This window comes from Calidithermus chliarophilus DSM 9957 (assembly GCF_000430045.1).
Taxonomy (GTDB): domain Bacteria; phylum Deinococcota; class Deinococci; order Deinococcales; family Thermaceae; genus Calidithermus; species Calidithermus chliarophilus.
The window spans coordinates 2653094-2674777 of record NZ_KE387023.1 but is presented as its reverse complement, the minus strand read 5'-3'; the positions used below and the strand labels follow the sequence as shown (position 1 = coordinate 2674777).

The following is a 21684-nucleotide window of genomic DNA, read 5'->3' as shown; positions in this document are numbered from 1 at the left end:
AACAGCCGTCAGCTTGTGGCTCGTGGTGAAAGGCACCCCTCCCCAGCCCTCCCCGCCAGCGTTGAGGGTCTAGGGCCAGGGCGTTTGGCGTCTTGCGTTTTGCGTACGGCGTACGACCCGCGTTAGGCGTTAGGCGTTCGGCTATCGGCTATCAGCGCTAACCGTACGCCCCTACTCCCCCTTGAACTCCGGCGCCCGCTTCTCCAGGAAGGCGCGCGTGCCCTCCTTCATGTCCTGGGTCGTGACCGCGAAGCCGAAGAGGTCGGCCTCGACCTCGAGCGCCTCGTCGAGCTCCAGGCCCTCGCCGCGGGTGACGGCCTCCTTGGCGAGCGCCAGGGCTACCGGGCCGTTTTTGAGGATGGAGCGGGCGAGCTCGAGCGCGAGCTCCAGCGCTTCCTCGCCCACGCGGTTGACCAGGCCCAGTTGCAGCGCCTCCTCGGCCGGGACGTGCCGCCCGGTGAAGATGAGGTCGAGGGCCCGGCCCCGCCCCAGCAGGCGCAGCAGGCGCTGGGTGCCGCCGAAGCCGGGGATGATGCCCAGGCTCACCTCGGGCAGCCCCAGCTTGGCCTTGGTGCTCGCCACGCGGAGGTCGCAGGCCAGGGCCAGCTCGAGGCCCCCGCCCAGCGCGAAGCCGTTGATGGCGGCGATGGTGGGCACCGGCAGGGCCGCGATCTCGTTGAAGACGGTCTGGCCCAGCAGCGCGAACTCGCGCCCGGCGAAGGCGTCCTGGATGTCGGCGATCTGGGAGATGTCGGCCCCGGCCACGAAGGCCCGGCCCTCGCCCGTGAACACCGCCACCCGCACCTCAGGGTCCTGGGTGATCACGTCGGTCACGGCGGCGAGCTCGAACAGCAGGTCCTGGTTGAGCGCGTTGAGGGCCTGGGGGCGGCGGATGGTGACGACGGCGACCCGCTCGCGCACTTCGTAAGAGAGGAACTCGAACTCGGGGATCTGGCTTTCAAAAGGCTCTTTCATGCTCGACCTCAGATCTTGTCCTTCAGCTTGAGCAGGGCCTCGAGGGCCACCCGCGTCATGTTCTCCACCCCGGCCTGCAGGATCTCCTGGGCCACGAAGGAGGTGTCGCCGATCTGGTTGGAGACGGTGAGGATGGTCCCGGCCCGCACGCCGCGCATCTTGGCAATAAGGAACAGGGGCGCCGACTCCATCTCGAGCGAGACCACGCCGAACTTCGCCCACTCGCGGGCCGCCTCAGGGCTCGTGGCGTAGAAGGCGTCCTCGGTGGAGATCAGGCCCACGGTGTAGGGCAGCTTCGCCTCACGCGTGCAGCCGACGAGGGCCTCGAGCACGTCCCAGTCGGCCACCGGCGCATAGGGACGCCCGCCGAGGTACTGCCGGGTGGTGCCGTCGAGCGGCACCGCGCCCTGCGCGATGACCAGCGTCCCGGCCTCCACCTTGCCGTCGATGCCCCCGGTGGTCCCCACCCGGATGATGGCCTTCACCCCCAGGTTGATGATCTCCTCGACCACGATGGCCGTGGAGGGCCCGCCCATCGCGCTGGTCTGGACCGAGACCGGCACTCCCTTGTAGGTCCCGGTAAAGCCCAGCAGCGCCCGGTAGGTGTTGTAGGTCTTGACGTCCTCGAGGAAAGTCTCGGCGATCCACTCGGCCCGGCCGGGATCACCCGGCAGGAGCACGAGAGGGGCGATGTCGCCCAGGTTGGCACGGATATGCAAAGCCATACCGGTTCAGCATACCGGGTTCGGGGGGTGGGGCGTCGGGGGTCGATAGCCCATAGCCGATAGCCGATAGCTGATAGCCAAACGCAAGACGCGAAACGCCCCTTCTTCACCCCCCTTAGCAAGGGGGGCTGGGGGGGATACCCCCTCCCCGCGGGCGGGGAGGGTTGGGGTGGGGGTTTTTCACCGCACGCCACGAGCCTCCATTCCCTCCCCCATACACCCTTCAGCCCTCGGCTACCCCCCCAGCCGCAATTCTGGCAAATCCGTGACCAGGTGCTCGTCGTGGGTGGCGATGAGCAGGGCGGTGCCCAGGTCGCGGCAGAGGCTTTTCATCAGCTCGACCATGCGCTCGGCGTTGCGGGCGTCGAGGGAGCCGGTGGGTTCGTCGGCCAGGAGGAGCTTGGGGCGTTTGTAGAGGGCGCGGGCCAGGGCCACGCGCTGGCGTTCACCGCCGGAGAGGGCCTTGGGGAGGAGGTGGGCGCGGGCCTCGAGGCCCACCTTGCGCAGCAGCTCGAGGCCCCACTCCCGGTCCACCTCGCCCGCCAGGTAGCCGGTGACGAGGACGTTCTCGAGGGCGGTGAGCTCGGCCAGGAGGTAGTGGTGCTGGAACACCAGGCCCAGGTAGGAAAGCCGCAGGCGGGCCAGTTCCTCCTCGCTCAAGGGGGCGATGGGGCGGCCTTCCCAGCGCACCTCGCCCTGCTGGATGCGCAGCAGCCCGGCTACGAGGTGCAGCAGCGTGGTCTTGCCGCTGCCCGAGGGGCCCAGCAGCGCCAGGGCGTCGCCGGGGCGGAGGGAGAAGGTGAGGCGGTCGAAGAGTTGGACTTCGGGGTAGGAATAGCTCAGGTCTACGACGTCGAGCACCACGGACGGCTCCTGACGGGAGGGTTCGGCTTCATCGTCGGCGCCTTCGCGCTTGGCAAACGATGACCTCAGCCTATAGATTAAGGCCAATGCTCACCGACACCCAAGCGCTAGCCCAGACGCCGCTGTTTCAGGGGGTCCCTGAAGCGGCCCTCCAGGTGGCCCGCGAGGCCTTCGTGGCCCGCAGCTACCCCGCAGGCAAACTGATCTTCGAGGCCGGCGACCTGGGGGCGGCCTTGTACGTGGTGCAAAGCGGCAAGGTGCGCATCTACCGCACCTACTTCGACGGGCGCGAGCGCATGTTCGCCTACCTGGGCCCCGGCGAGGTGTTCGGGGAGATGAGCCTCCTCGACGACCAGCCCCGCTCGGCCAGCGCCGAGGTGGTGGAGGACGCGGTGCTGCTGGTGCTCTACCAGGACGGCTACTGGAGCTTGGTGCGCCGCTACCCCGAGATCCTGCACAACCTGGCGGTGATCCTCGCCAAGCGCCTGCGCGAGGCCGACCTCGAGCTCGAGGTCCTCTCCTTCGAGGAGGCCCGGGGGCGGGTGGCCTACGCCCTGATCAAGCTCAGCCGCCAGCTTTACAACGGCGGCAACAAGCTGCGCCTGACCCACATGGAGCTCGCCCAGCTCTCCGGCACCAGCCGCGAGACCGTCACGCGCGTGCTGCACGCCCTGCGCGACGAGGAGCTGGTCAAGCTGGGCAGCGGTTCGGTGGAACTGCTCGACCCCTCCGGCCTTGAAGAGGTCATGCTCGGCTTGCGCTAAATTACCCAGCCACAACCGCACGAACCCCGTAGACTGAGCCGACCTTAGCCGGTCTGTTTGCGCTTTGCGACCGATCGCCCTATGTCCGAGCCTGCTATCTCCCCGCGAATCCGCATCGCCCCCAGCATCCTCGCCGCCGACTTCGCCCGATTGGGCGAGCAGGTGCGCGAGGCCGAGGACGCCGGAGCCGACTGGATCCACGTCGACGTGATGGACGGCCGCTTCGTGCCCAACATCAGCATGGGCCTGGTGGTGGTCGAAGCCCTCAAGCGCGTCGCCCGCGTCCCCCTCGACGTGCACCTGATGATCGTCGAGCCCGAGCGCTACCTCGAGGACTTCGCCCGCGCCGGCGCCGACCACCTCACCGTCCACGCCGAGGCCACCCCCCACGCCCACCGCGCCGTCCAGCGCGTCCGCGAGCTCGGCCTCAAGGCCGGGCTGGCGATCAACCCGGGCACCCCGCTGGGCTTCTTCAAGCCCCTCCTCCCCGACCTCGACATCGCCCTGCTCATGACCGTCAACCCCGGCTTCGGCGGCCAGAGCTTCATCGCGGGCAGCCTCCCCCGGCTGCGCCTGCTGCGCCAGATGGTCGACGAGATGAACCCCGCCTGCCTGATCGAGGTGGACGGGGGCATCAACCGCGAGACCGCCCGTCAGTGCGCCGAGGCCGGGGCCCAGGTGCTGGTGGCGGGCTCGAGCGTGTTCAACGGCAAAGCCGGCGTGGCCCACAACCTCCAGGCCCTGCGGGAGGGGCTGTGAACGCCTCGACGCCCAAGCGCCTGCGGGTGGACCTGCTCCCCCAGCCCGGCCTCACCTACCCCGACGTGGTGCTGGTGGTGGACGTCATCCGCGCCACCACCACCGCCGCGGCCTTCCTCGAGGCCGGGGCCAGCGCCATCTACATCAGCGCCGGCCTCGAGCAGGCCCGCGCCTTCAAGGACCACGACGTGGTCATCGCCGGGGAGGAGGGGGGCCTGATGCCCGCGGGCTTCGACTACGGCAACAGCCCGCGCGAGGCCCTGGAGGCCCCCGTCACCGGCAAAACCGTGGTGATGGCGACCACCAACGGCACCCGCGCCGCCCACATCGCCGCGGCCACCGCCAAGCACGTCCTGCTGGCCTCGCTCTACAACGCCCACGCCGCGGCCCGCCTCGCCAACGACCTCGCCACCGAGGAGGTGGCGATCCTGTGCGCGGGGGCCGGGGGCCAGGTCGGCCTCGACGACACCTACACCGCCGGGGTGCTGGCCGAGTTCATCCAGCTCATGGGCAGCTACGACCTCCAGGACGGCACCCTCATCGCCCTCGCCACCCGCCGCACCTACCCCGACCCCCTCGAGCCCCTCGGCCTCTCCCTCGCCGCCAAGAGCCTCCAGCGCGTGGGCCTCGAGGCCGACGTCCCCTTCTGCGCCCGGGTCGCCGCCTCCCCGGCGGTGCCCGTGCTCGAGGGCCGCGTCGGCGAAGCCCTGATCTTCCGCCGCTACCAGCCCCAACGGGCCGGGGCGGCCTCGAGCGAGGGTTAAGAACAAATGGCCCGTGGCCGGTAGCCCGTGGCCCGTGGTTAAAACCAGATACGAGCTGCCTTTCGGCCAGCAGCCGGAGAAATCATCGCGCCACCTCCGTTGCGTTTGCATTGCGCCCGCAGTCTAGGCTTTCGGTATCGTCGGGTATTTTGTCGCACCGACGCCGGGAGGTGAAGATGTGCCGGGACCGGGTCCCCTACTCATTCTGTGCCATATCACATGCGCTGTTCCAATTCCGGGTTAAGCTTTTTCCCGTCATGCCACGGTTTGGTTCCTATTTACTCGCGGGGCTCGCCGCATCTCTGGCATGGCCGGGGCCGTCCCTCGCCCAGGCCCAGGGCGAACCGAACCCCATCGCGCTCTGTGAGTACAACAAGTTCCCCAACCCCCCTGCCCGCCAGATCCGTAACACCGTGAACAAGCTGCGCGCCGGGATGCCCGTCACCATCGTAGCCATCGGCACCTCGAGCACCGAGGGCGTAGGGGCCTCCTCCCCCAAAGCCGCCTTCCCCGCGGTGCTGCAGGACCTGCTCAAGCAGGCCTTCCCCGCCAGCTCCGTCACCGTCATCAACAAGGGCCAGGGCGGGCAGGTCAACCAGCAGTTGGTCGTGCGGCTCGAGCAGGAAGTCCTCGCCCTCAAGCCGGATCTGGTGATCTGGCAGACCGGCACCAACGACGCCATCAACCGCACCGACCTCGCGGCCTTCAAGCGCAGCGTCACCTTCGCCCTCACCACCCTGCGCGAGCGCGGCATCGAGGTGATCCTCATGGACGGGCAGTTCTTCCCGGAGGCCGCCCAGAACGAGCGCTACCGCCGCTACCAGGAAGCCCTGGCCGAAATCGCCGACGCCGCGGGGGTCCCGCTGGTGCCGCGTTACACCATCATGAAGCACCTCGTTACCGAGTTACGCCTGCCCTTCACCCGGCTCCTGGCGGAGGACCACTTCCACCCCAGCGACTTCACCTACGCCTGCATGGCGAGCTACGTCAAAGGCCTATTGCAGGCCATGCCCTGACTCTTACCCCCTGCCGTACCCCGCCCACGAGCCCGCCTCGTGGGCTGAATTTCGGCGCGACTTCCGGGTAACATCTCGGTAACGGCCCAACCCATAAACTTACGCCTGGATAGCCAGTGCCCTGCTGTTCCATTGCCGACCCTGGAGACCCCATGCAGAAGAGCTTCGCCGGCAGCCGCTCCATTCCTGCGCATCCGCAAAGGACCGAAGGGTACCTCTTCGTCGATAACGCGCGCTTCCTCTCGATCGTCTGCATCGTCCTGTTGCACACCAACTGGTTCGAGGTCGACCCCACGCCCTCGCTGCTCGAGAGCGCCGTCGTCGCCCTGCGCGGCTTCGGCATCCTGACCTTCTTCGTCATCACGGCCTTCCTCATGGCCTCGAAGATGCAGAAGCCGCAGTTTCGGGTGCTCGAGTACTACCGCGACCGGGTCAACCGCATCGGCAAGCCCTATCTGGTGTGGCTGGCGGTCCTGCTGAGCATCACCTTCGCCCGCCTGATCTCGCTGGGAAAGTTCCGCCTCGTCGACATCCCCCTCGAGATCTGGCACACCACCTTCTTCACCGCCTTCTGGTACATCCCGGTGCTGCTGTTCTCCCTCGCCGTCATGCTGCTGCTGCGCCAGCACTGGTGGAAGCCCTGGTTTCCCGCGGCTGCCCTGGGGGCGAGCGTGGTCTACGGGGTCAACCAGTACTTCCAGTGGTTCACCCCCATCCACTCCTTCGCCTTCTTCGGCTTCCTGTTCTACATGTGGCTGGGCCTGTGGCTGTACCGCAACCTCGAGCGCGTCCAGGCCTGGGTGCTGGCCCTGCCCTGGTGGAAAGTTTTAGCCGCGACGACGCTCGGGCTCATTCTGGCGACCGCCGAGGCCCGGCTGCTGATCCACCTCGGCTCGCTCAACCCCTACGACGGCCTGAGGCTCAGCAACCAGATCTACGCCCTCATCTGCCTGGTCGTCATCCTCAAGCTCCCCTGGCGGCTGGCCCCCTCCTTCGTGGACGTGCGTAAGGACAGCTACGGCATCCACCTGGTTCAGGTGCTCATCAACATCCTGGGCAAGTCGGCCATCACCCTCGCGCTGTTCGCCCTGGGCCTCGACCGCAGCTTCACCTTCTTCGACCGGGTGCCCGACTACGTCCCCAACCCGCTGTTGCGCATCGCCATCTGGTTTAGCTGGTTCGTGCTGGTCTACGGCATCAGCCTTTGGATCACGCAGCAGATCCGGCGGACGCGGCTGGCGTGGATCGTGGGTGGGGGGTAGGGGATCGAGGGTCGAACGCCGAACGCCGATAGCCGAACGCCAAACGCTAAACGCAAGACGCAAAACGCCCTTTCTTCACCCCCCTTAATAAGGGGGGCAGGGGGGATACCCCCTCCCCGCGTGCGGGGAGGGGTAACCACGAGCTACAAGCTGACGGCTGACGGCTGATAGCTGACCGCTTCCCGCTTTCCGCTCCTTACCCTTGAGCCAACAGCCGCAGCAGCTTCTCGCTGGCCTGGATGCCCTTCTCGAAGCACTCGAGGTCGAACTTCTCGTTGGGCGAGTGGAGGTTGTCGTCGTTGAGGCCCATGCCCAGCAGCACGATGGGCATGCCCAGGAGTTCCTGGAAGTCGGCCACGACGGGGATGCTGCCCCCGGCGCGGGTGAAGACGGGCTTGCGGCCCCAGGTCTGCTCGAGGGCTTGCGCCGCCGCGCGCATGGGCGGGGACTCGAGGTCGGTGACGACGGGCTTGCCGATGCCGTGGTAGAGGATGTTCATGCGGTAGCCCTCGGGGAGGATCTGGTGGAGGTAGGCGGTGACGGCCTCGCGGATGGCGTGGGGGTCTTGGTCGGGGACGAGGCGCATGGAGAACTTGAAGCCCGCCTTGGCGGGGATGACGGTCTTGGAGCCTTCGCCCTGGTAGCCGCCCCAGATGCCGTTGACGTCGAGGGTAGGCCGCACCCAGGTGCGCTCGAGCGCCCCCCAGCCCGGCTCGCCCGGCAGCGCGTCGGCGCCGATGGAGCGGGCGAAGGCGGTGGCGTCGAAGGGCAGCGAGGCGAAGTTCTCCCGCTCGGCCTCGCTCAGCGGGCGCACCGCGTCGTAGAAGCCGGGGACCAGGATGCGCCCGTCCTCGCCCTTGAGCCGGGCGATCATCCAGGCGGCGGCGTGGACGGGGTTGGGGGCGGCCCCGCCGTAGGTGCCCGAGTGCAGGTCGCGGGCGGCGCCCTCGAGCTGCACCTCCATGTACACCAGGCCGCGCAGGCCGTACTCGAGGCTGGGCACACCCGGGGCGTACATCGAGCCGTCGGAGATGAGGAGAACGTCGGCCTTCAGGCGCTCGCGGTTGGCCCGCACGAAGGGCTCGAGGTGCATCGAGCTCACCTCCTCCTCGCCCTCGATGAGGAACTTCACGTTCACGCCCAGCTCGGCGCCCAGGTTCTCCACGGCGGCGATGTGGGCGTAGACCTGGCCCTTGTCGTCGGAGGCGCCGCGGGCGTAGATGCGGCCGTCGCGCACCACCGGCTCGAAGGGCGGGGTGTGCCACAGCTCGAGAGGGTCTGGGGGCTGCACGTCGTAGTGGCCGTAGATCAGGACCGTGGGGGCCGAAGGGCTGACCATCTTCTCGGCGTAGACGATGGGGTGGCCCGGCGTGGGGATGACCTCGGCGGCGAAGCCCAGGCCGGCGAGCTTGGCCTCGAGCCAGCCGGCGGCCCGCTCGACGTCGGCCTTGTGGTCGGGGTTGGCGGAGACCGAAGGGATGCGGAGGAACTCGAGCAGGTTTTCGAGATGGCTCACGGGGCGATTATACGGGCGCGGGCACGAAGGGCGAAAAGGCAGGCGTGAACGGCATAGCGCCCGGGCGAAGGGGCCGCCCCCGCCCGGAGCCGGGCGGGCTTAGACGCAGGGCCCTCAGCCCGCGGTCGGGGTCTTTTCCTTCTCGCCCTCGCCCGAGCCCAGCTCGCGCAGCAGGGCCAGGCGCAGGCGGGCGACCTCGGCCTCGAGGTGCACTTGCTGGCTGTCGAGCTCGTCGCGCAGCCGGATGATCTCCTCCACGCCCGCCAGGTTCACGCCCAGTTCCTGGGTCAGGCGGCGGATCTCCCGGAGCTTTTCCACGTCCCGCTCGGAGTAGAGCCGGGTCTTGCCGCCGGAGCGGCGGGGCTTGACCAGCCCCTTGCGCTCGTAGAGGCGCAGGGTCTGGGGGTGCATGTCCACGAGTTCCGCAGCCACTGAGATCACGTAGACGGGGCGCTCCTTGTCGGGGACGCTGCGCTTGGGCTTGCCCTCGGAGGGGGCGGGCAGGGCGGGGGGCATCCGCAGGCCCTGCAGCTTCTCCCCCAGCTCCTTCTGCAGGCGCTCGGCCTCGGTGCGGAAGCGCTGCTCGAGCGCCCACAGCTCCTCCCGCAGCCGCATGATCTCCTCCACGCCGGCCAGGTTGACCCCGAGCTCCTGGGTCAGGCGCCGGATCTCGCGCAGCTTCTCGACGTCGCGCTCGGAGTAGAGGCGGGTCTTGCCCCCCGAACGCTTGGGCTCGATGAGGCCCTTGCGCTCGTAGAGGCGCAGCGTCTGGGGGTGCATGTCCACCAGCTCGGCCGCTACCGAGATGATGTAAACCGGTCTGTCCTTGTCCATAAGCCCCGAGGCCGCCTCCGGCCCTTATGGCCTGATTATACGGTTATCTTCGGCCGGCGCTGAAGATCGGCTCACACAGGGCCGGCCGTAAACCCGCTGCGCCCTCACTTAGGCGGCTTGAAGGGGAGGTACTGCGGTTTCCAGAAGCGGTCCTCGACAAAATCCTTCAGGCCGGTGAAGTCGAGGTGCTTGAGCTTTTCCGAGCGGGCCACCCCCTCCTGGATGGCCCGGCGGATCACCCGCGCCGCGACGAACTTGCTCACCTCGCGCAGCTCGCCCACCGGCGGGTACACCCGGTCGGGGTGGTGGGTCGAGGTGTAGTCGTAGAGGGCGTAGGCGGCCTCGAGCACCATCGCGTCGGTGACCTCCTGGGCCTGCGCCAGCACCGCGCCGAAGCCCAGCCCCGGGAAGACGAAGGCGTTGTTGCCCTGTCCTACCGGGTAGGTGCGGCCCTCGTACTCGACGGGCGCGAAGGGGCTGCCCGCGGCCACCATCGCCGTGCCGTGGGTCCAGCGCACCAGGTCCTCGGGCAGGGCCTCGGAGGAGGAGGTGGGGTTGGAGAGGGGGAAGATGGCCGGGCGGGGGGTGTTGGCGAGCATGGCCTTGACGATGGGCTCGGTGAAGGAGGCCGGCTGGCCCGAGAGGCCCAGCAGCACGGTGGCCCGGGCGTTCTGGATGACCTCGATGAGGTTGGGGACGTTGCCCGTATAGCTCCAGCCCTCCAGCGCCGCCGCCTTCTGGGCGAAGGCCTGCTTGTAGGGCTCCATGCGCCGCCCCTCCACCAGCAGGCCCTGGGAGTCGAGCACGAACAGCCGGGAGAGGGCCTCCTCCTCGCTGAGACCCTCGCGCATGAGCCCCTGCTTCAGGGCCCAGGCCACGCCGATCCCGCCCGCCCCCGCGCCGTAGACGATGATGCGCTGGTCGCCGAGCAGCTCCCCCTTGACGCGGCAGGCCGAGAGCACCCCGGCCAGCGTGACGGCCCCGGTGCCCTGGATGTCGTCGTTGAAGGAGGGCAGCACCTTGCGGTAGCGCTCGAGCACGGCGAAGGCCGTGTCCTTGCTGAAGTCCTCCCACTGGATGAGGGCCTTGGGGTAGCGCTTGCGCACGGCCTCGACGAACTTGTCGAGGAACTGGAAGTAGGCCTCCCCGGTGAGCCGGCGGTGCTTGGCCCCCAGGTAGAGCGGGTCGGAGATCAGGTCCTGGCGGTCGGTGCCCACGTCGAGGCCCACGGGGAGCGTTTTGTCGGGGCCCACCCCGCCCGCCGCCGTGTACAGCGAGAGCTTGCCGATGGCGATGGCGAGCCCCCCGAAGCCCTGGTCCCCGATGCCCAGGATGGCCGAGGAGTCGGTGGCGACGATGAGCCGCACCTCCTCGAGGGGCACGTTGGCGAGGGTCTGCTCGACGTGGTCAATGTCGAAGGTGGAGGCGGTGAATCCCCGCGGGAATCGGTAGATGGCCGAGAACTCCTTGACCGCCTCCCCCACCGTCGGCGTGTAGAGGATGGGCAACATCTCCGACATGTGGTCGGCGAGCAGGGCATAAAACAGCACCTCGTTGCGGTCTTGCAGCGTGCGCAGGAAGATGTGCTTCTCGAGGTCGGAGGACTGCAGGCGGTAACGCCGGTAGTGCCGCTCCTTCTGCTCCTCCAGCGTCGAGACGTGCGGCGGCAACAGCCCCTCGAGCCCCAGCAACCGCCGCTCCTCGCGGGTAAAAGCCGATTCCTTATTCAATAGCGGCAGCCCCAGCAGCGAAAAACCATTGATGTAGGGCTCGAGATACCGCTGGCCGCGCTCGTCACGCTTGACGTCGTAATACCGGCTGACGCTCATACTGCCAGCTATCCTAACGTCATTTCATCAGGTGCGCTATATTTTCATGAGATGAAAAGCGGTAAGCCGTCAGCTATCAGCTTTCAGCCGTCAGCAAAAGGCGCGCAGCCTGTGGTTCGTGGTGCAAGGAACCCCACCCCAGCCCTCCCCGCACGCGGGGAGGGGGTATCCCCCCAACCCCCCTTGTTAAGGGGGGAACAAGGCGTTTGGCGTTTTGCGTCTTGCGTTTGGCTATTGGCTATCGGCTATCGGCTATGAGCTATCGGCGTTCAGCGTCCGGCTTCCGGCGTATGACGTACACCGCACGACAAGGGTATGATCTTGGGCGGCAAACACCCGCCCAAGAGGGCGTGGCAGATCGAAAGGAGTGTTCATGAAGTCGCCCGTACGTGTCGCGGTTACCGGCGCCGCCGGTCAGATCGGTTACAGCCTGCTCTTCCGCATCGCCAGCGGGGAGATGCTGGGCAAGGATCAGCCCGTCATCCTGCAACTGCTCGAGATCACCCCCGCCCTCAAGGCATTGCAGGGCGTGATCATGGAGCTCGAGGACTGTGCTTTCCCCACCTTAGCCGGCCTGGTGGCCACCGACGACCCCAACGTGGCCTTCGGTGACGCCAACTACGCGCTGCTGGTGGGCGCGATGCCCCGCAAGCAGGGCATGGAGCGCGCCGACCTGCTCCAGGCCAACGGGGCCATCTTCACCGCGCAGGGCCGCGCCCTCTCCGACAGCGCCCGCAAGGGCGTGAAGGTGCTGGTGGTGGGCAACCCGGCCAACACCAACGCGCTCATCACCTACAAGAACGCGCCCAACCTCGAGCCCCGCCAGATCCACGCCATGACCCGCCTCGACCACAACCGGGCCATCTCCCAGCTCGCCACCCGCCTCACCGTGCCGGTGACCGCGATCAAGAAGATGACCATCTGGGGCAACCACTCCGTCACCCAGTACCCCGACCTCTACCACTGCGAGGTGAACGGCCAGAACGCCTACGAGCTGGTAGGCGACCACGACTGGTACGCGGGCACCTACATCCCCAAAGTCGCCAAGCGCGGCGCCGAGATCATCGAAGCCCGCGGGGCCTCCTCGGCCGCCAGCGCCGCCAACGCCGCTATCGACCACATGCGTGACTGGGCTCTAGGCACCCCCGAGGGCGACTGGGTGAGCATGGCCATCCCCTCCGACGGCTCCTACGGCATCCCCGAGGGCCTGGTGTACAGCTTCCCCTGCGTGTGCAAGAACGGCGACTTCGAGATCGTGCAGGGCCTCGACATCAACGAGTTCAGCCGCCAGAAGATGGACGCCACGGCTAAGGAACTCGCCGAAGAGCGCGACGCGGTGTTGCAGCTCGGGCTGATCAAGTAGGGCGTGCGCTGAACGCTGAACGCCGAGCGCTAAGCGCGGGTCGTACGTCCTACGTCCTACGCCGTACGCAAGACGCAATACGCCCTTTGTTTACCCCCCTTAGCAAGGGGGGTTGGGGGGATACCCCCTCCCCGCACGCGGGGAGGGGTTCCTTTCGCCACAGGCCATGAGCCACGCGCTTACTGCTGATGGCTAACCACTGCAATAACTAGTGATTTCATTCACGATAATTTGCTCGTGAGGAATATCTCTGCTTTTATTGGGTGCTGCGTTCGACTCACGGAGGGTCAGGGCCGGTAGAATAGCGGCATTCGGAGGTTCTGTGGGGCTTAGACCCGTCAAGAAAGGGTGGAATCCGGAGCTGTGGGTCTCGAGGCGTCCCTTCGGGTTGGGGCTGAACAAGCCCAACAACTTCGCAGAGGTCTTCCGGGCCATCGGGGAGAACGCCGACAACCTGGCGTATGCCTGGCGCATCCTGCAGGACGGGGTGTGCGACGGGTGCGCGCTGGGGACGTACGGGATGCGCGACTGGACCATCCAGGGGATCCACCTGTGCAACGTGCGGCTGCGGCTGCTTCGGCTCAACACCATGGGGCCGCTGGACGTCGGGGTGCTCGAGGACGTGGAAGCGCTGCGGGAGAAGTCCTCGGCGCAGCTGCGCGAGCTGGGGCGTCTCCCCTACCCCATGCACCGCAAAAAGGGCGAGAAAGGCTTCCGGCGTATCCCCTGGGCCGAGGCGCTCGACCGCATCGCGCTCAAGCTCTGCACGACCGCTCCCGAGCGGATGGGCTTCTACCTGACCAGCCGGGGCATCCCCAACGAGACCTACTACGCGGCCCAGAAGGCGGTGCGGGCGCTGGGCTCCAACAACATCGACAACGCCGCCCGCATTTGCCACTCGCCCAGCACCGTCGCGCTCAAGGAGTCGCTGGGGGTGGCGGCGACGACGTGCAGCTACCGCGACCTCATCGGCACCGACCTGGTGGTGTTCTTCGGCTCTAACGTGGCCGTGAACCAGCCGGTGATGATGAAGTACCTCTACTACGCCAAGAAGGCCCGGACCAAGGTGGCGGTGGTCAACCCCTACCGCGAGCCGGCCATGGAGCACTACTGGGTGCCCTCCGACCCCGAGAGCGCGCTCTTCGGCACCAAGATCACCGACCACTTCTTCCTGGTGCAGCCGGGGGGCGACATCGCCTTCATCACCGGGACCCTGAAGCACCTGCTCGAGCAGGGCGGCCTCGACGAGCGCTTCATCGAGGCGCACACCACCGGCTTCGAGGCGCTCGTCCAGGCGCTGCGGGCGGCCCGCTGGGAGGAGCTGGAGGCCAGCAGCGGGGTCTCGCACCAGGAGATGCTGGCCTTCGCCCGGATGCTGATGGAGGCCGAGCGGGCCGTGCTGGTGTGGAGCATGGGCATCACCCAGCACCGCACCGGGGAGGACGCGGTACAGGCGATCATCAACCTGGGGCTGGCGCGGGGCTACTTAGGGCGCGAGGGCTGCGGCCTGATGCCCATACGGGGGCACTCCGGCGTGCAGGGCGGGGCCGAGATGGGGGCCTACGCCAGCGTGTTCCCGGGGGTCGTGCCCATCAACCCGGAGAACGCCCGCGCGCTCGAGGCGCAGTGGGGCTTCCCGGTCCCCGACCGGCCAGGGCTCACCGCGCCGGAGATGCTCGAGGCCGCCTCGCGGGGCGAGCTCGAGGTGCTGTGGAGCGTGGGGGGCAACTTCCTCGAGGTGCTGCCCGACCCCGAGCGGGTGCGGCAGGCGCTGGAGGCGGTCGAGCTGCGGGTGCACCAGGACATCGTGCTCTCGAGCCAGATGCTCGCCGAGCCGGGGGGCGAGGTGATCCTGCTGCCGGCCACCACCCGCTACGAGGTGCCGGGCGGCGTGACCGAGACCAGCACCGAGCGGCGGGTGATTTATAGCCCCGAGATCCCCGGCCCGCGCATCGGGCAGGCCCGCCCCGAGTGGGAGGTGCTGCTCGAGGTCGCCCGCAAGACGCGGGGCGACCTCGCCGACCGGCTGCACTTCCCCGACACCGCCGCCATCCGCCAGGAGATCGCCCGGGTGGTCCCGATGTACGCGGGGATCGAGCGGCTGGCGAAGAAGGGCGACGCCTTCCAGTACGGCGGCCCCCACCTCTGCGCGGGCGGGGTTTGCCCCACCCCGGACGGCAAGGCGCGTTTCCGGGCGGTGGAGGTTCCCCGGCCCCAGGTCCCCCCCGGCGCTTTCCGGCTGGTGACGCGGCGGGGCAAGCAGTTCAACAGCATGGTGCACGCGGCGAAGGACCCGGTGAACTCCGCGCCGCGCGACGCGGTGCTCATCAGCCCGGAGGACGCGCGGCGGCTGGGGCTTCAGCCCGGCCAGCAGGTCTGGCTGAGCAACCCGCTGGGGCGGCTGGAGTGCCAGGTCTTCCCCGCCCCCGTGCGGCCCGGCACCCTGCAGGTCCACTGGCCCGAGGGCAACGTGCTGCTCGACCCCAACCTGCGCTCGGAGAAAGCCAAGATCCCCGCCTACAAGGAAGCCTATGCCTTCATCGAACTCCAGCCGCACCCGGCCCCCGGCCAAGGTCCGGACGTCGTTGCTTCGGGTGGCTGAGGGCCGCGCCCGCGCCCACAGCGACGACCTCGTGACCGAGGAGCCGCTCGAGATCCGCCTGCTGGCGGGAGAGCAGCGGCAGACAGTGGCCGTCACGCTGCGCACCCCGGGCCAGGACTTCGAGCTGGCGGCAGGCTTCCTCTACGCCGAGGGGGTGATCCGCAGCCGCGATGAAATTCGGCGGATCGCCTACTGCACCGACCCCGGCGAGGCCCAGCAGTACAACATCGTCAACGTGGAGCTGCGCGGCGAGGGCATCCCCGACCTCGAGCGCCTCGAGCGGCACTTCTACACCACCAGCGCCTGCGGGGTGTGCGGCAAGGCCGGGCTGGAGCAGCTCGAGCTGCGCGGGCAGCGCCCGCTGGAGGACGCGAGCCGCGTGCGGGCCGAGGTCCTGCCCCGCCTCCCCGAGAAGCTGCGCCAGGCCCAGGGGTTGTTCGAGCGCACCGGGGGCCTCCACGCGGCGGCGTTGTTCGACCTGGGGGGCAACCTGCTGGCCGTGCGCGAGGACGTGGGCCGGCACAACGCGCTCGACAAGCTCATCGGCTGGGCGCTGCTCGAGGGCCACCTGCCCCTGCGCGAGCGGCTGGTGCTGGTGAGCGGGCGGGCCAGCTACGAGCTGTGCCAGAAGGCCCTGGCCGCCGGAGCGCCCGTCCTGGCCGCGATCTCGGCCCCCTCGAGCCTGGCCGTGGAGCTCGCGAGGCAATTTAACCTCACGCTGGTGGGCTTCCTGCGCGAATCCTTCAACGTCTACAGCGCTCCCGAGCGAATCCTGCTACCCTGAGGGGGAATGAAGGCCTATCTAGGGGTCTACACGGCGCGGCTCGAGATGCCCTGGGTCAAGAGCCTCAAGGAAAAACGCGCCCTGGTCAAGCCGGCCATCGAACGCCTGCGCAGCCGCTACCCGGTCTCGGCCGCACGCCTGGCCGGCCAGGACGACCACGAGTGGGAGGTGGTGGGCTTCAGCCTGCTCGGCTACGACGGGGTCTGGGTGGAGACCGTCCTCCGCGAAGCCGCCCAGTTCATGGCCGAGCAGCGCGAGTTCCAGATCGCCCACGAGGACTGGCACGTGGAGGAGCTAGAGCTCGAGGCGTTCCTGCCGTTGCATGCGAGGTAGCTGGCAGCAGTCAGCCACCGGCCGTCAGCAGTCAGCCGTCAGCGGTCAGCGGAAGGCTCGTACTGAAAGGAACCCCACCCCGGCCCTACCCGCGCGCGGGGAGGGTTTATCCCCCCTAACCCCCCTTGCTAAGGGGGGAACAAGGCGTCTTGCGTCTTGCGTTTGTCGTTCGGCGTTCGACGTACGACCCGCGTCTTGCGTTTTGCGTCTTGCGTTTTGCGTCTTGCGTTTGGCTATCAGCTATCGGCTATCAGCCATCAACCACCAACCTCACCAGTGAACCTCCACCACCCCCGACGTGAGGTCTACGGTCAGCGTCTGGGTTTGCGGGTCGTAGTGGTAGACCCCGGGGCCACCCTGGGGCTCGCGCACGCCGTGGATCACGGCCTCGACGCGGTGGCGGGGCTGGCCGGAGCGGTCGGTGAAGGCCAGGCGCAGGGTGTAGCCGTCGTAGGTGCCCTCGAGCTCGCTCACCTGGCCCGGCCCGTAGCCCTCGCCCGCGTCCTCGAAGACCCGGCCACGGATTTCGGGGCCTAAGCAGACCTGCCAGCGCAGCACTTCCCAGTAGGCGTCGGTGGTGTGGGGTTCGACCCGGGTGGTAGGGACGGCGCTGCCCGCCCGCTGGAACAGCGGGACCCGGTCGTGGGGGGTCGTCACGGGCAGGTGCAGCGGGCCCTCGAAGGTCTCGCCAGTCCAGAACTCCTGCCACTCGCCCTGCGGGAGGTAGACCAGGCGGTGCCGCTGGCCGGGGCGCAGTGCAGGGGCGGCCAGCAGGTCGCTGCCCCACATGAACTGGTCGTGCAGGACGGGGGCCTCGGGGTCTTGGGGGTGCTCGAGCACCATCGCCCGCATGGGCGGCAGGCCGGTGGCGGCGGCCTCCTGGGCCAGGGTGTAGAGGTAGGGCAGCATCCGGTAGCGGAAGCGCACCGCCTCGCGGATGGACTCCTCCCAGCGGGGCCCGAAGACCCAGGGCTCCTGGCGGCGGCTGGTCTTGCCGGAGTGGTTGCGCATGAAGGGGTAGAAGGCCCCCAGCCAGGTCCAGCGCGCCAGCAGCTCGCCGTCGGCGTGGGCCGAGAAGCCGCCGATGTCGGCCCCGGTGAAGGGCACCCCGCTGAGGCCGAGGTTGAGGATCATGGGGATGGAGCCTTCCAGGTGCTCCCAGTAGGAGTGGTTGTCGCCGGTCCAGACGAACGCGTACTTCTGGATGCCCGCGAAGCCCGAGCGGGTGAGGATGAAGGGGCGCTTGCCCGGCTCGAGCCGCCGCAAGCCCTCGTAGGTGGCCTGGCACATGCCGTAGCCGTAGAGGTTGTGCACCTCGGCGTGGTAGTGGTTGCCGTGGCGGGCGGAGCTGGGCAGGGTGCGGTTGTCCTTGGGGGGGGTCTGGCCGAAGACGCTGAAGGCGGCGGGCTCGTTCATGTCGTTCCAGATGCCCGCGATGCCCTGCTCGAGGTAGAAGCGGTGCAGCCCGCCCCACCACTCGCGCACCTCGGGGCGGGTGAAGTCGGGCCAGACGGCGGGGTCGGGCCAGACCTCGCCCCACAGCTCCTCGTCGCGGTGCGAGCGCACGAAGAACTGCCGGGCGTGCCCCTCCTCGTAGACCGGGTAACCGGCCTCCTTCTTGACGCCGGGGTCCACGATGGTGACGGTCTTGACGCCCATCTCCTGCAGGCTCGAGGTGAGCTGCTTGGGATCGGGAAAGCGGCCCGGGGAGAAGGTGAAGACCTTGAAGCCGTCCATGTAGTCGATGTCGAGCCACAAGGCGTCGAGGGGGATGTCGCGGTCGCGGTACTCGCGGGCGATCTCCAGCGCGAGGCTCTGGTGGGTGTAGCTGTAGCGGCACTGGTGGTAGCCCAGCGCCCACAAAGGCGGCAGGCTGGCGCGGCCCACCAGCGCGGTGTAGTTGTGCACGACCTCCTTGAGGCCGGGGCCGGGGATGAGGTAGAGGTCGAAGGTGGGGCCGTCGGTGCGGAGGATGGTCTGGTGGTCCTCGGCGGAGGCTAAGTCGAAGACGGTGCGCCAGGTCTCGTCGAGGTAGAGCCCCCAGGCCCGGCCGTCCTCGAAGCCGATGAGGAAGGGGTGGGCCTGGTAGAGGGGATCGGTGTCGGGGTAGTGGATGGGGTCGTCGGTGGCCCAGTTGGTCCAGGCACGGCCCTTCTTGTCGAGGAAGCCGGTGCGCTCGCCCAGGCCGTAGTAGCGCCGCTCGGGCTTCTCCTTGACCAAGAGCGACATGCCCGCCCCCAGCGGCAGCCCGTCGTTGACCTCGTGGAAGGCGGTCCACTCGCTGGTGTGCCACACGCTCGACTTGCCGAGCTGCCCGAAGCGGTGCGCCTCGAGCTCCAGCGCGTCCAGGCCCTCCCAGCGGAAGCCGAAGGGGTCGAGCCAGAGCTTGAGGTCGGGCATGCCCTCGGCGGTGCAGGTCATGTCGTCGTAGACGCTGAAGGGCAGGGGCTTGAGCCCCTCGAGCACCCAGCTCCCCTTCTCGGCGTCCTCCAGGCGGTGCCAGACGAAGACCCGCCAGGCCCTCACCCCCTCCTTCTCTAGGAGCTGGACCCGGCCCTTGAAATAGCTTCCCTCGAGGTAGAGGGCATCGTCGCGGTAATGGAAGGCGTTGAATCGGACTTCGTGCATCGTTCTAAAATACCCGACTCACCCGGTGAATGCAGTTAGACGGGGTATAAACAAGCCCTCGGCGTGGACATGCCGCCGGGAATGGCGTCCCTGCCGAGGCTCGAGGCCGAGGGCTTGCCAAAGGGGCCGCGCGGTGCTAGGGTAATGGAAAACGTTTACATCTCGTGCAGCAGCAGGCCCTTTAGCCTGCTCCCGGAGGGTGGTTTGCCGCGCAGCCCTGCCCCAACCAGCGCCGACATCCGCAAGGTGGCCCAGGAGGCCGGGGTCTCCATCGCCACGGTGTCGCGGGTGCTCAACAACCCGCAGCGGGTGAGCGCGGCCACGCGGGAGCGGGTGCTCGAGGCCGCCGCGCGGCTGGGCTACCGCCCCAACCCGCTGGGGCAGCGCCTGCGCAAGGGCCGCGCCGAGACGGTGGGGGTGGTGATCCCCGCGCCGCAGGGGCGCTTCGCGGACTCCTTCTTCCTCGAGCTGCTCGCCGGGCTGGGCGAGGGGCTCTCGGGGGCCGGCCTCGACCTGCTGGTGACCACCAGCCCGCCGGGGCCGCAGGAGCTGGCGAGCTACCAGCGCCTCGTCGAGGGCAAGCGCGTCGACGGCCTGGTGCTCGCCCGCACCCGCCAGCGCGACGAGCGCATCCTGTACCTGCTCGAGCACAAGGTTCCCTTCGTGGTCCACGGGCGCAGCGACCTCATCCACGAGCCCTTCCCCTACCTCGACATCGACGGCGAGCGCGGCTTCCGCCAGGCCGCCCAGCACCTCATCGCTCTGGGGCACCGCGCCGTCGCCTTCATCGGCGCGCCCCACGAGCTCAACTTCGCCCAGCACCGCCTGGCGGGCTACCGGCGGGCGCTGGAGGAGGCCGGGCTTCCCCTGCGGCGGGAGTGGGTGCTCGAGGGCGACCTGAGCGAGGAGAGCGGCTACCGCCTCACCCTGGCCTTGCTGGACCTGCCCCGGCCCCCTACGGCCATCCTCTGCGCCAATGACCTGATGGCCCTGGGGGCCCTGCGGGCCCTGCGCGAGCGCGGCCTCAAGGCCGGCCAGGAGGTCTCGGTCATCGGCTACGACGACATCCCCCAGGCCCACTACACCGACCCGCCCCTCTCCACCCTGCACCAGCCCTTCCGGGAGATGGGGCGGCGGCTCGTCGAGATGCTGCTGGCCCGGCTGGCCGGGACGCCGGCCGAGGAGTTGCAGGAGATCTGGGTGCCCGAGTTGATCCTGCGGGGGTCGGACGGGCCGCCGCAAAGCTAGGCGAGAAGGAGGCAGGCATGAGGAAGAAGTGGATCGGGTTCAGCTTGGTCGGTGGGCTGCTGGTGGCGCTGGCCGCGGTGGTCGCGCAGCAGCCGTCGGTGCTGTTCGTCTCCACCCAGTTCACCCCCATCGAGGAGGCCCAGCGCATGCGCCAGGTCATCCTCAAGGACTTCTCCGGGCGCGTGGAGTTCATCCCCGAAGACAACGCCCCCTTCACCAACCGCATCCTCTCCGAGGCGCGGGCCGGGAAGGTGAACGTCAGCCTGGTGGGCGGGCTGCACGGCGACTTCCCGCCCCTCATCTCGGCCGGGGCGCTCGAGCCCGTTGACGACGTGATGGCCCAGCTCAAGGACCGCAAGTTCTCCCCCACCTTCGTCAACCTGGGCAAGATGGGCACGGGCAACCAGTACTACATCCCCTGGATGCAGGCGACCTACATCATGGTGGCCAACAAGCAGGCCCTGCAGTACCTCCCCGCCGGGGCCAACGTCAACACGCTCACCTACTCGCAACTGCGCGAGTGGGGCGCCAACCTGCAGAAGGCCACCGGCAAGCGCCTGCTGGGCTTCCCCGCCGGCCCCCGCGGGCTGATGCACCGCTTCACCCAGGGCTACCTCTACCCCTCGTACACCAAGAGCGCGGTGAGCAAGTTCCGCAGCGACGAGGCCCACCGCATGTGGAGCGAGTTCAAGGCCCTGTGGCAGTACGTCAACCCCCAATCGACGACCTACGACTTCATGCAGGAGCCGCTGCTGGCCGGCGAGGTCTGGGTGGCCTGGGACCACATCGCCCGCCTGCGCGACGGCCTGAACCAGAAACCCAACGACTTCGTGGCCTTCCCCGCCCCCATCGGCCCCTACGGCCGCGGCTTCATGCCGGTGCTCGCCGGGCTCGCCATCCCCAAGAACGCGCCCAACCGCGCCGGGGCCGTGGCCCTCATCGAGTACCTGACCCGCCCCGAGGTGCAGCTCACCACCCTGGTGGAGAACGGCTTCTTCCCGGTCATCCAGACCAAGCTCCCCGACAACCTCCCGCAGGGCACCCGCATGGGCGCCGACGCCATCGCCCGGCAGGCCCAGAGCAACGTGGCCCTGCCCAGCCTGCTCCCGGTGGGCCTGGGGGCCAAGGGCGGGGAGTACAACAAGGTCTTCCAGGACACCTTCGCCCGCATCATCCTGCGGGGCGAGGACATCCGGCGCGTGCTCGACGCCGAGGCAGCCAACCTCCGCCGCGTCATGAACGACACCAAGGCCCCCTGCTGGTCGCCCGACCCCGCCAGCAACGGCCCGTGCCCGGTGAATTAGCCAGAGGTCGATGGCTGATAGTCGATGGTCGATAGCCAAAAGACGGAAGGCGTATGACTCGCAGCGCGTGGCTAGTGGTTACCCCTTCCCGCGGACGTCGAGGGTCTAGGGCCA

General features: G+C 68.5%; 18 protein-coding genes. 11 read left to right on the top strand and 7 right to left on the bottom strand.

The genetic code is table 11. The annotated features are described in order from the left end of the window. Positions 1–171 precede the first annotated feature (171 nt). From MEICH_RS0112960 to MEICH_RS0112950, 3 genes are all read right to left on the bottom strand, one after another. A complete protein-coding gene (locus MEICH_RS0112960; RefSeq protein ID WP_027892987.1) occupies positions 172–975 on the bottom strand; it encodes an enoyl-CoA hydratase/isomerase family protein in 804 nt (267 codons plus the stop codon). An 8-nt stretch (positions 976–983) separates the two neighbouring features. Continuing rightward, a complete protein-coding gene (locus MEICH_RS0112955) occupies positions 984–1700 on the bottom strand; it encodes a phosphorylase family protein (RefSeq protein ID WP_027892986.1) in 717 nt (238 codons plus the stop codon). 234 nt (positions 1701–1934) lie between these two features. After that, on the bottom strand, positions 1935–2561 hold the full coding sequence (locus tag MEICH_RS0112950; protein WP_036219268.1) for an ABC transporter ATP-binding protein: 627 nt from the start codon (positions 2559–2561) through the stop codon (positions 1935–1937). A gap of 89 nt (positions 2562–2650) precedes the next feature. Here MEICH_RS0112950 and MEICH_RS0112945 point away from each other — a divergent pair, with 89 nt between their 5' ends. The 5 genes from MEICH_RS0112945 (at position 2651) to MEICH_RS0112925 (ending at position 7129) form a co-directional block, all read left to right on the top strand. After that, on the top strand, positions 2651–3328 hold the full coding sequence (locus MEICH_RS0112945; RefSeq protein ID WP_027892984.1) for a Crp/Fnr family transcriptional regulator: 678 nt from the start codon (positions 2651–2653) through the stop codon (positions 3326–3328). 81 nt (positions 3329–3409) lie between these two features. Then, a complete protein-coding gene (gene rpe, locus MEICH_RS0112940) occupies positions 3410–4087 on the top strand; it encodes a ribulose-phosphate 3-epimerase (protein WP_036218551.1) in 678 nt (225 codons plus the stop codon). Beyond that, entirely contained in the window at positions 4084–4851 is a 768-nt protein-coding gene (locus tag MEICH_RS0112935) for a 2-phosphosulfolactate phosphatase (protein WP_027892982.1), read from the top strand. Before rpe ends, MEICH_RS0112935 begins: the two co-directional genes overlap by 4 nt. Positions 4852–5027: 176 nt before the next feature. Then, positions 5028–5867: an SGNH/GDSL hydrolase family protein gene (locus tag MEICH_RS24955; RefSeq protein ID WP_157202769.1), complete on the top strand. Its 840-nt coding sequence runs from the start codon at positions 5028–5030 to the stop codon at positions 5865–5867. Between the two features lie 152 nt (positions 5868–6019). Next, entirely contained in the window at positions 6020–7129 is a 1110-nt protein-coding gene (locus MEICH_RS0112925) for an acyltransferase family protein (protein WP_027892981.1), read from the top strand. Positions 7130–7325: 196 nt separating this feature from the next. Here MEICH_RS0112925 and MEICH_RS0112920 read toward each other — a convergent pair whose 3' ends face one another. From MEICH_RS0112920 to MEICH_RS0112910, 3 genes are all read right to left on the bottom strand, one after another. Next, complete coding sequence (locus MEICH_RS0112920; protein ID WP_027892980.1) at positions 7326–8645, bottom strand: dipeptidase; 1320 nt, start codon at positions 8643–8645, stop codon at positions 7326–7328. Between the two features lie 114 nt (positions 8646–8759). Next, entirely contained in the window at positions 8760–9479 is a 720-nt protein-coding gene (gene hspR, locus MEICH_RS0112915) for a heat shock protein transcriptional repressor HspR, fused homodimer type (protein ID WP_027892979.1), read from the bottom strand. A gap of 104 nt (positions 9480–9583) precedes the next feature. After that, the gene (locus MEICH_RS0112910) at positions 9584–11308 is read right to left on the bottom strand and encodes an NAD-dependent malic enzyme (RefSeq protein WP_027892978.1); all 1725 of its coding nucleotides are present in this window, start codon (positions 11306–11308) and stop codon (positions 9584–9586) included. 373 nt (positions 11309–11681) lie between these two features. Here MEICH_RS0112910 and MEICH_RS0112905 point away from each other — a divergent pair, with 373 nt between their 5' ends. From MEICH_RS0112905 to MEICH_RS0112890, 4 genes are all read left to right on the top strand, one after another. Next, entirely contained in the window at positions 11682–12671 is a 990-nt protein-coding gene (locus tag MEICH_RS0112905; RefSeq protein ID WP_027892977.1) for a malate dehydrogenase, read from the top strand. Between the two features lie 322 nt (positions 12672–12993). Beyond that, on the top strand, positions 12994–15273 hold the full coding sequence (locus tag MEICH_RS0112900) for an FdhF/YdeP family oxidoreductase (protein ID WP_027892976.1): 2280 nt from the start codon (positions 12994–12996) through the stop codon (positions 15271–15273). Beyond that, complete coding sequence (fdhD, locus tag MEICH_RS0112895) at positions 15203–16057, top strand: formate dehydrogenase accessory sulfurtransferase FdhD (RefSeq protein ID WP_027892975.1); 855 nt, start codon at positions 15203–15205, stop codon at positions 16055–16057. The genes MEICH_RS0112900 and fdhD overlap by 71 nt, the downstream gene beginning before the upstream one ends. A 6-nt stretch (positions 16058–16063) precedes the next feature. Next, the gene (locus MEICH_RS0112890) at positions 16064–16390 is read left to right on the top strand and encodes a DUF503 domain-containing protein (protein ID WP_027892974.1); all 327 of its coding nucleotides are present in this window, start codon (positions 16064–16066) and stop codon (positions 16388–16390) included. A 270-nt stretch (positions 16391–16660) separates the two neighbouring features. On the opposite strand, the gene MEICH_RS24950 is transcribed toward MEICH_RS0112890, so the two are convergent. Next, the gene (locus tag MEICH_RS24950) at positions 16661–19018 is read right to left on the bottom strand and encodes a glycoside hydrolase family 31 protein (protein ID WP_051304144.1); all 2358 of its coding nucleotides are present in this window, start codon (positions 19016–19018) and stop codon (positions 16661–16663) included. 204 nt (positions 19019–19222) lie between these two features. Here MEICH_RS24950 and MEICH_RS0112880 point away from each other — a divergent pair, with 204 nt between their 5' ends. Next, on the top strand, positions 19223–20266 hold the full coding sequence (locus MEICH_RS0112880; protein ID WP_027892973.1) for a LacI family DNA-binding transcriptional regulator: 1044 nt from the start codon (positions 19223–19225) through the stop codon (positions 20264–20266). Between the two features lie 17 nt (positions 20267–20283). Continuing rightward, a complete protein-coding gene (locus MEICH_RS0112875) occupies positions 20284–21570 on the top strand; it encodes an ABC transporter substrate-binding protein (RefSeq protein WP_027892972.1) in 1287 nt (428 codons plus the stop codon). Positions 21571–21684 lie beyond the last annotated feature (114 nt).

Excerpts from the sequence above, each read along its gene's own strand:
- MEICH_RS0112945 (WP_027892984.1), top strand. The coding sequence starts at position 2,651 with ATGCTCACCGACACCCAAGCGCTAGCCCAGACGCCGCTGTTTCAGGGG.
- MEICH_RS0112960 (WP_027892987.1), bottom strand. The coding sequence starts at position 975 with ATGAAAGAGCCTTTTGAAAGCCAGATCCCCGAGTTCGAGTTCCTCTCT.
- MEICH_RS0112910 (WP_027892978.1), bottom strand. The coding sequence starts at position 11,308 with ATGAGCGTCAGCCGGTATTACGACGTCAAGCGTGACGAGCGCGGCCAG.
- MEICH_RS0112890 (WP_027892974.1), top strand. The coding sequence starts at position 16,064 with ATGAAGGCCTATCTAGGGGTCTACACGGCGCGGCTCGAGATGCCCTGG.
- MEICH_RS0112925 (WP_027892981.1), top strand. The coding sequence starts at position 6,020 with ATGCAGAAGAGCTTCGCCGGCAGCCGCTCCATTCCTGCGCATCCGCAA.
- rpe (WP_036218551.1), top strand. The coding sequence starts at position 3,410 with ATGTCCGAGCCTGCTATCTCCCCGCGAATCCGCATCGCCCCCAGCATC.
- MEICH_RS0112955 (WP_027892986.1), bottom strand. The coding sequence starts at position 1,700 with ATGGCTTTGCATATCCGTGCCAACCTGGGCGACATCGCCCCTCTCGTG.
- MEICH_RS24950 (WP_051304144.1), bottom strand. The coding sequence starts at position 19,018 with ATGCACGAAGTCCGATTCAACGCCTTCCATTACCGCGACGATGCCCTC.
- MEICH_RS0112875 (WP_027892972.1), top strand. The coding sequence starts at position 20,284 with ATGAGGAAGAAGTGGATCGGGTTCAGCTTGGTCGGTGGGCTGCTGGTG.
- MEICH_RS24955 (WP_157202769.1), top strand. The coding sequence starts at position 5,028 with ATGTGCCGGGACCGGGTCCCCTACTCATTCTGTGCCATATCACATGCG.
- MEICH_RS0112905 (WP_027892977.1), top strand. The coding sequence starts at position 11,682 with ATGAAGTCGCCCGTACGTGTCGCGGTTACCGGCGCCGCCGGTCAGATC.
- hspR (WP_027892979.1), bottom strand. The coding sequence starts at position 9,479 with ATGGACAAGGACAGACCGGTTTACATCATCTCGGTAGCGGCCGAGCTG.
- fdhD (WP_027892975.1), top strand. The coding sequence starts at position 15,203 with ATGCCTTCATCGAACTCCAGCCGCACCCGGCCCCCGGCCAAGGTCCGG.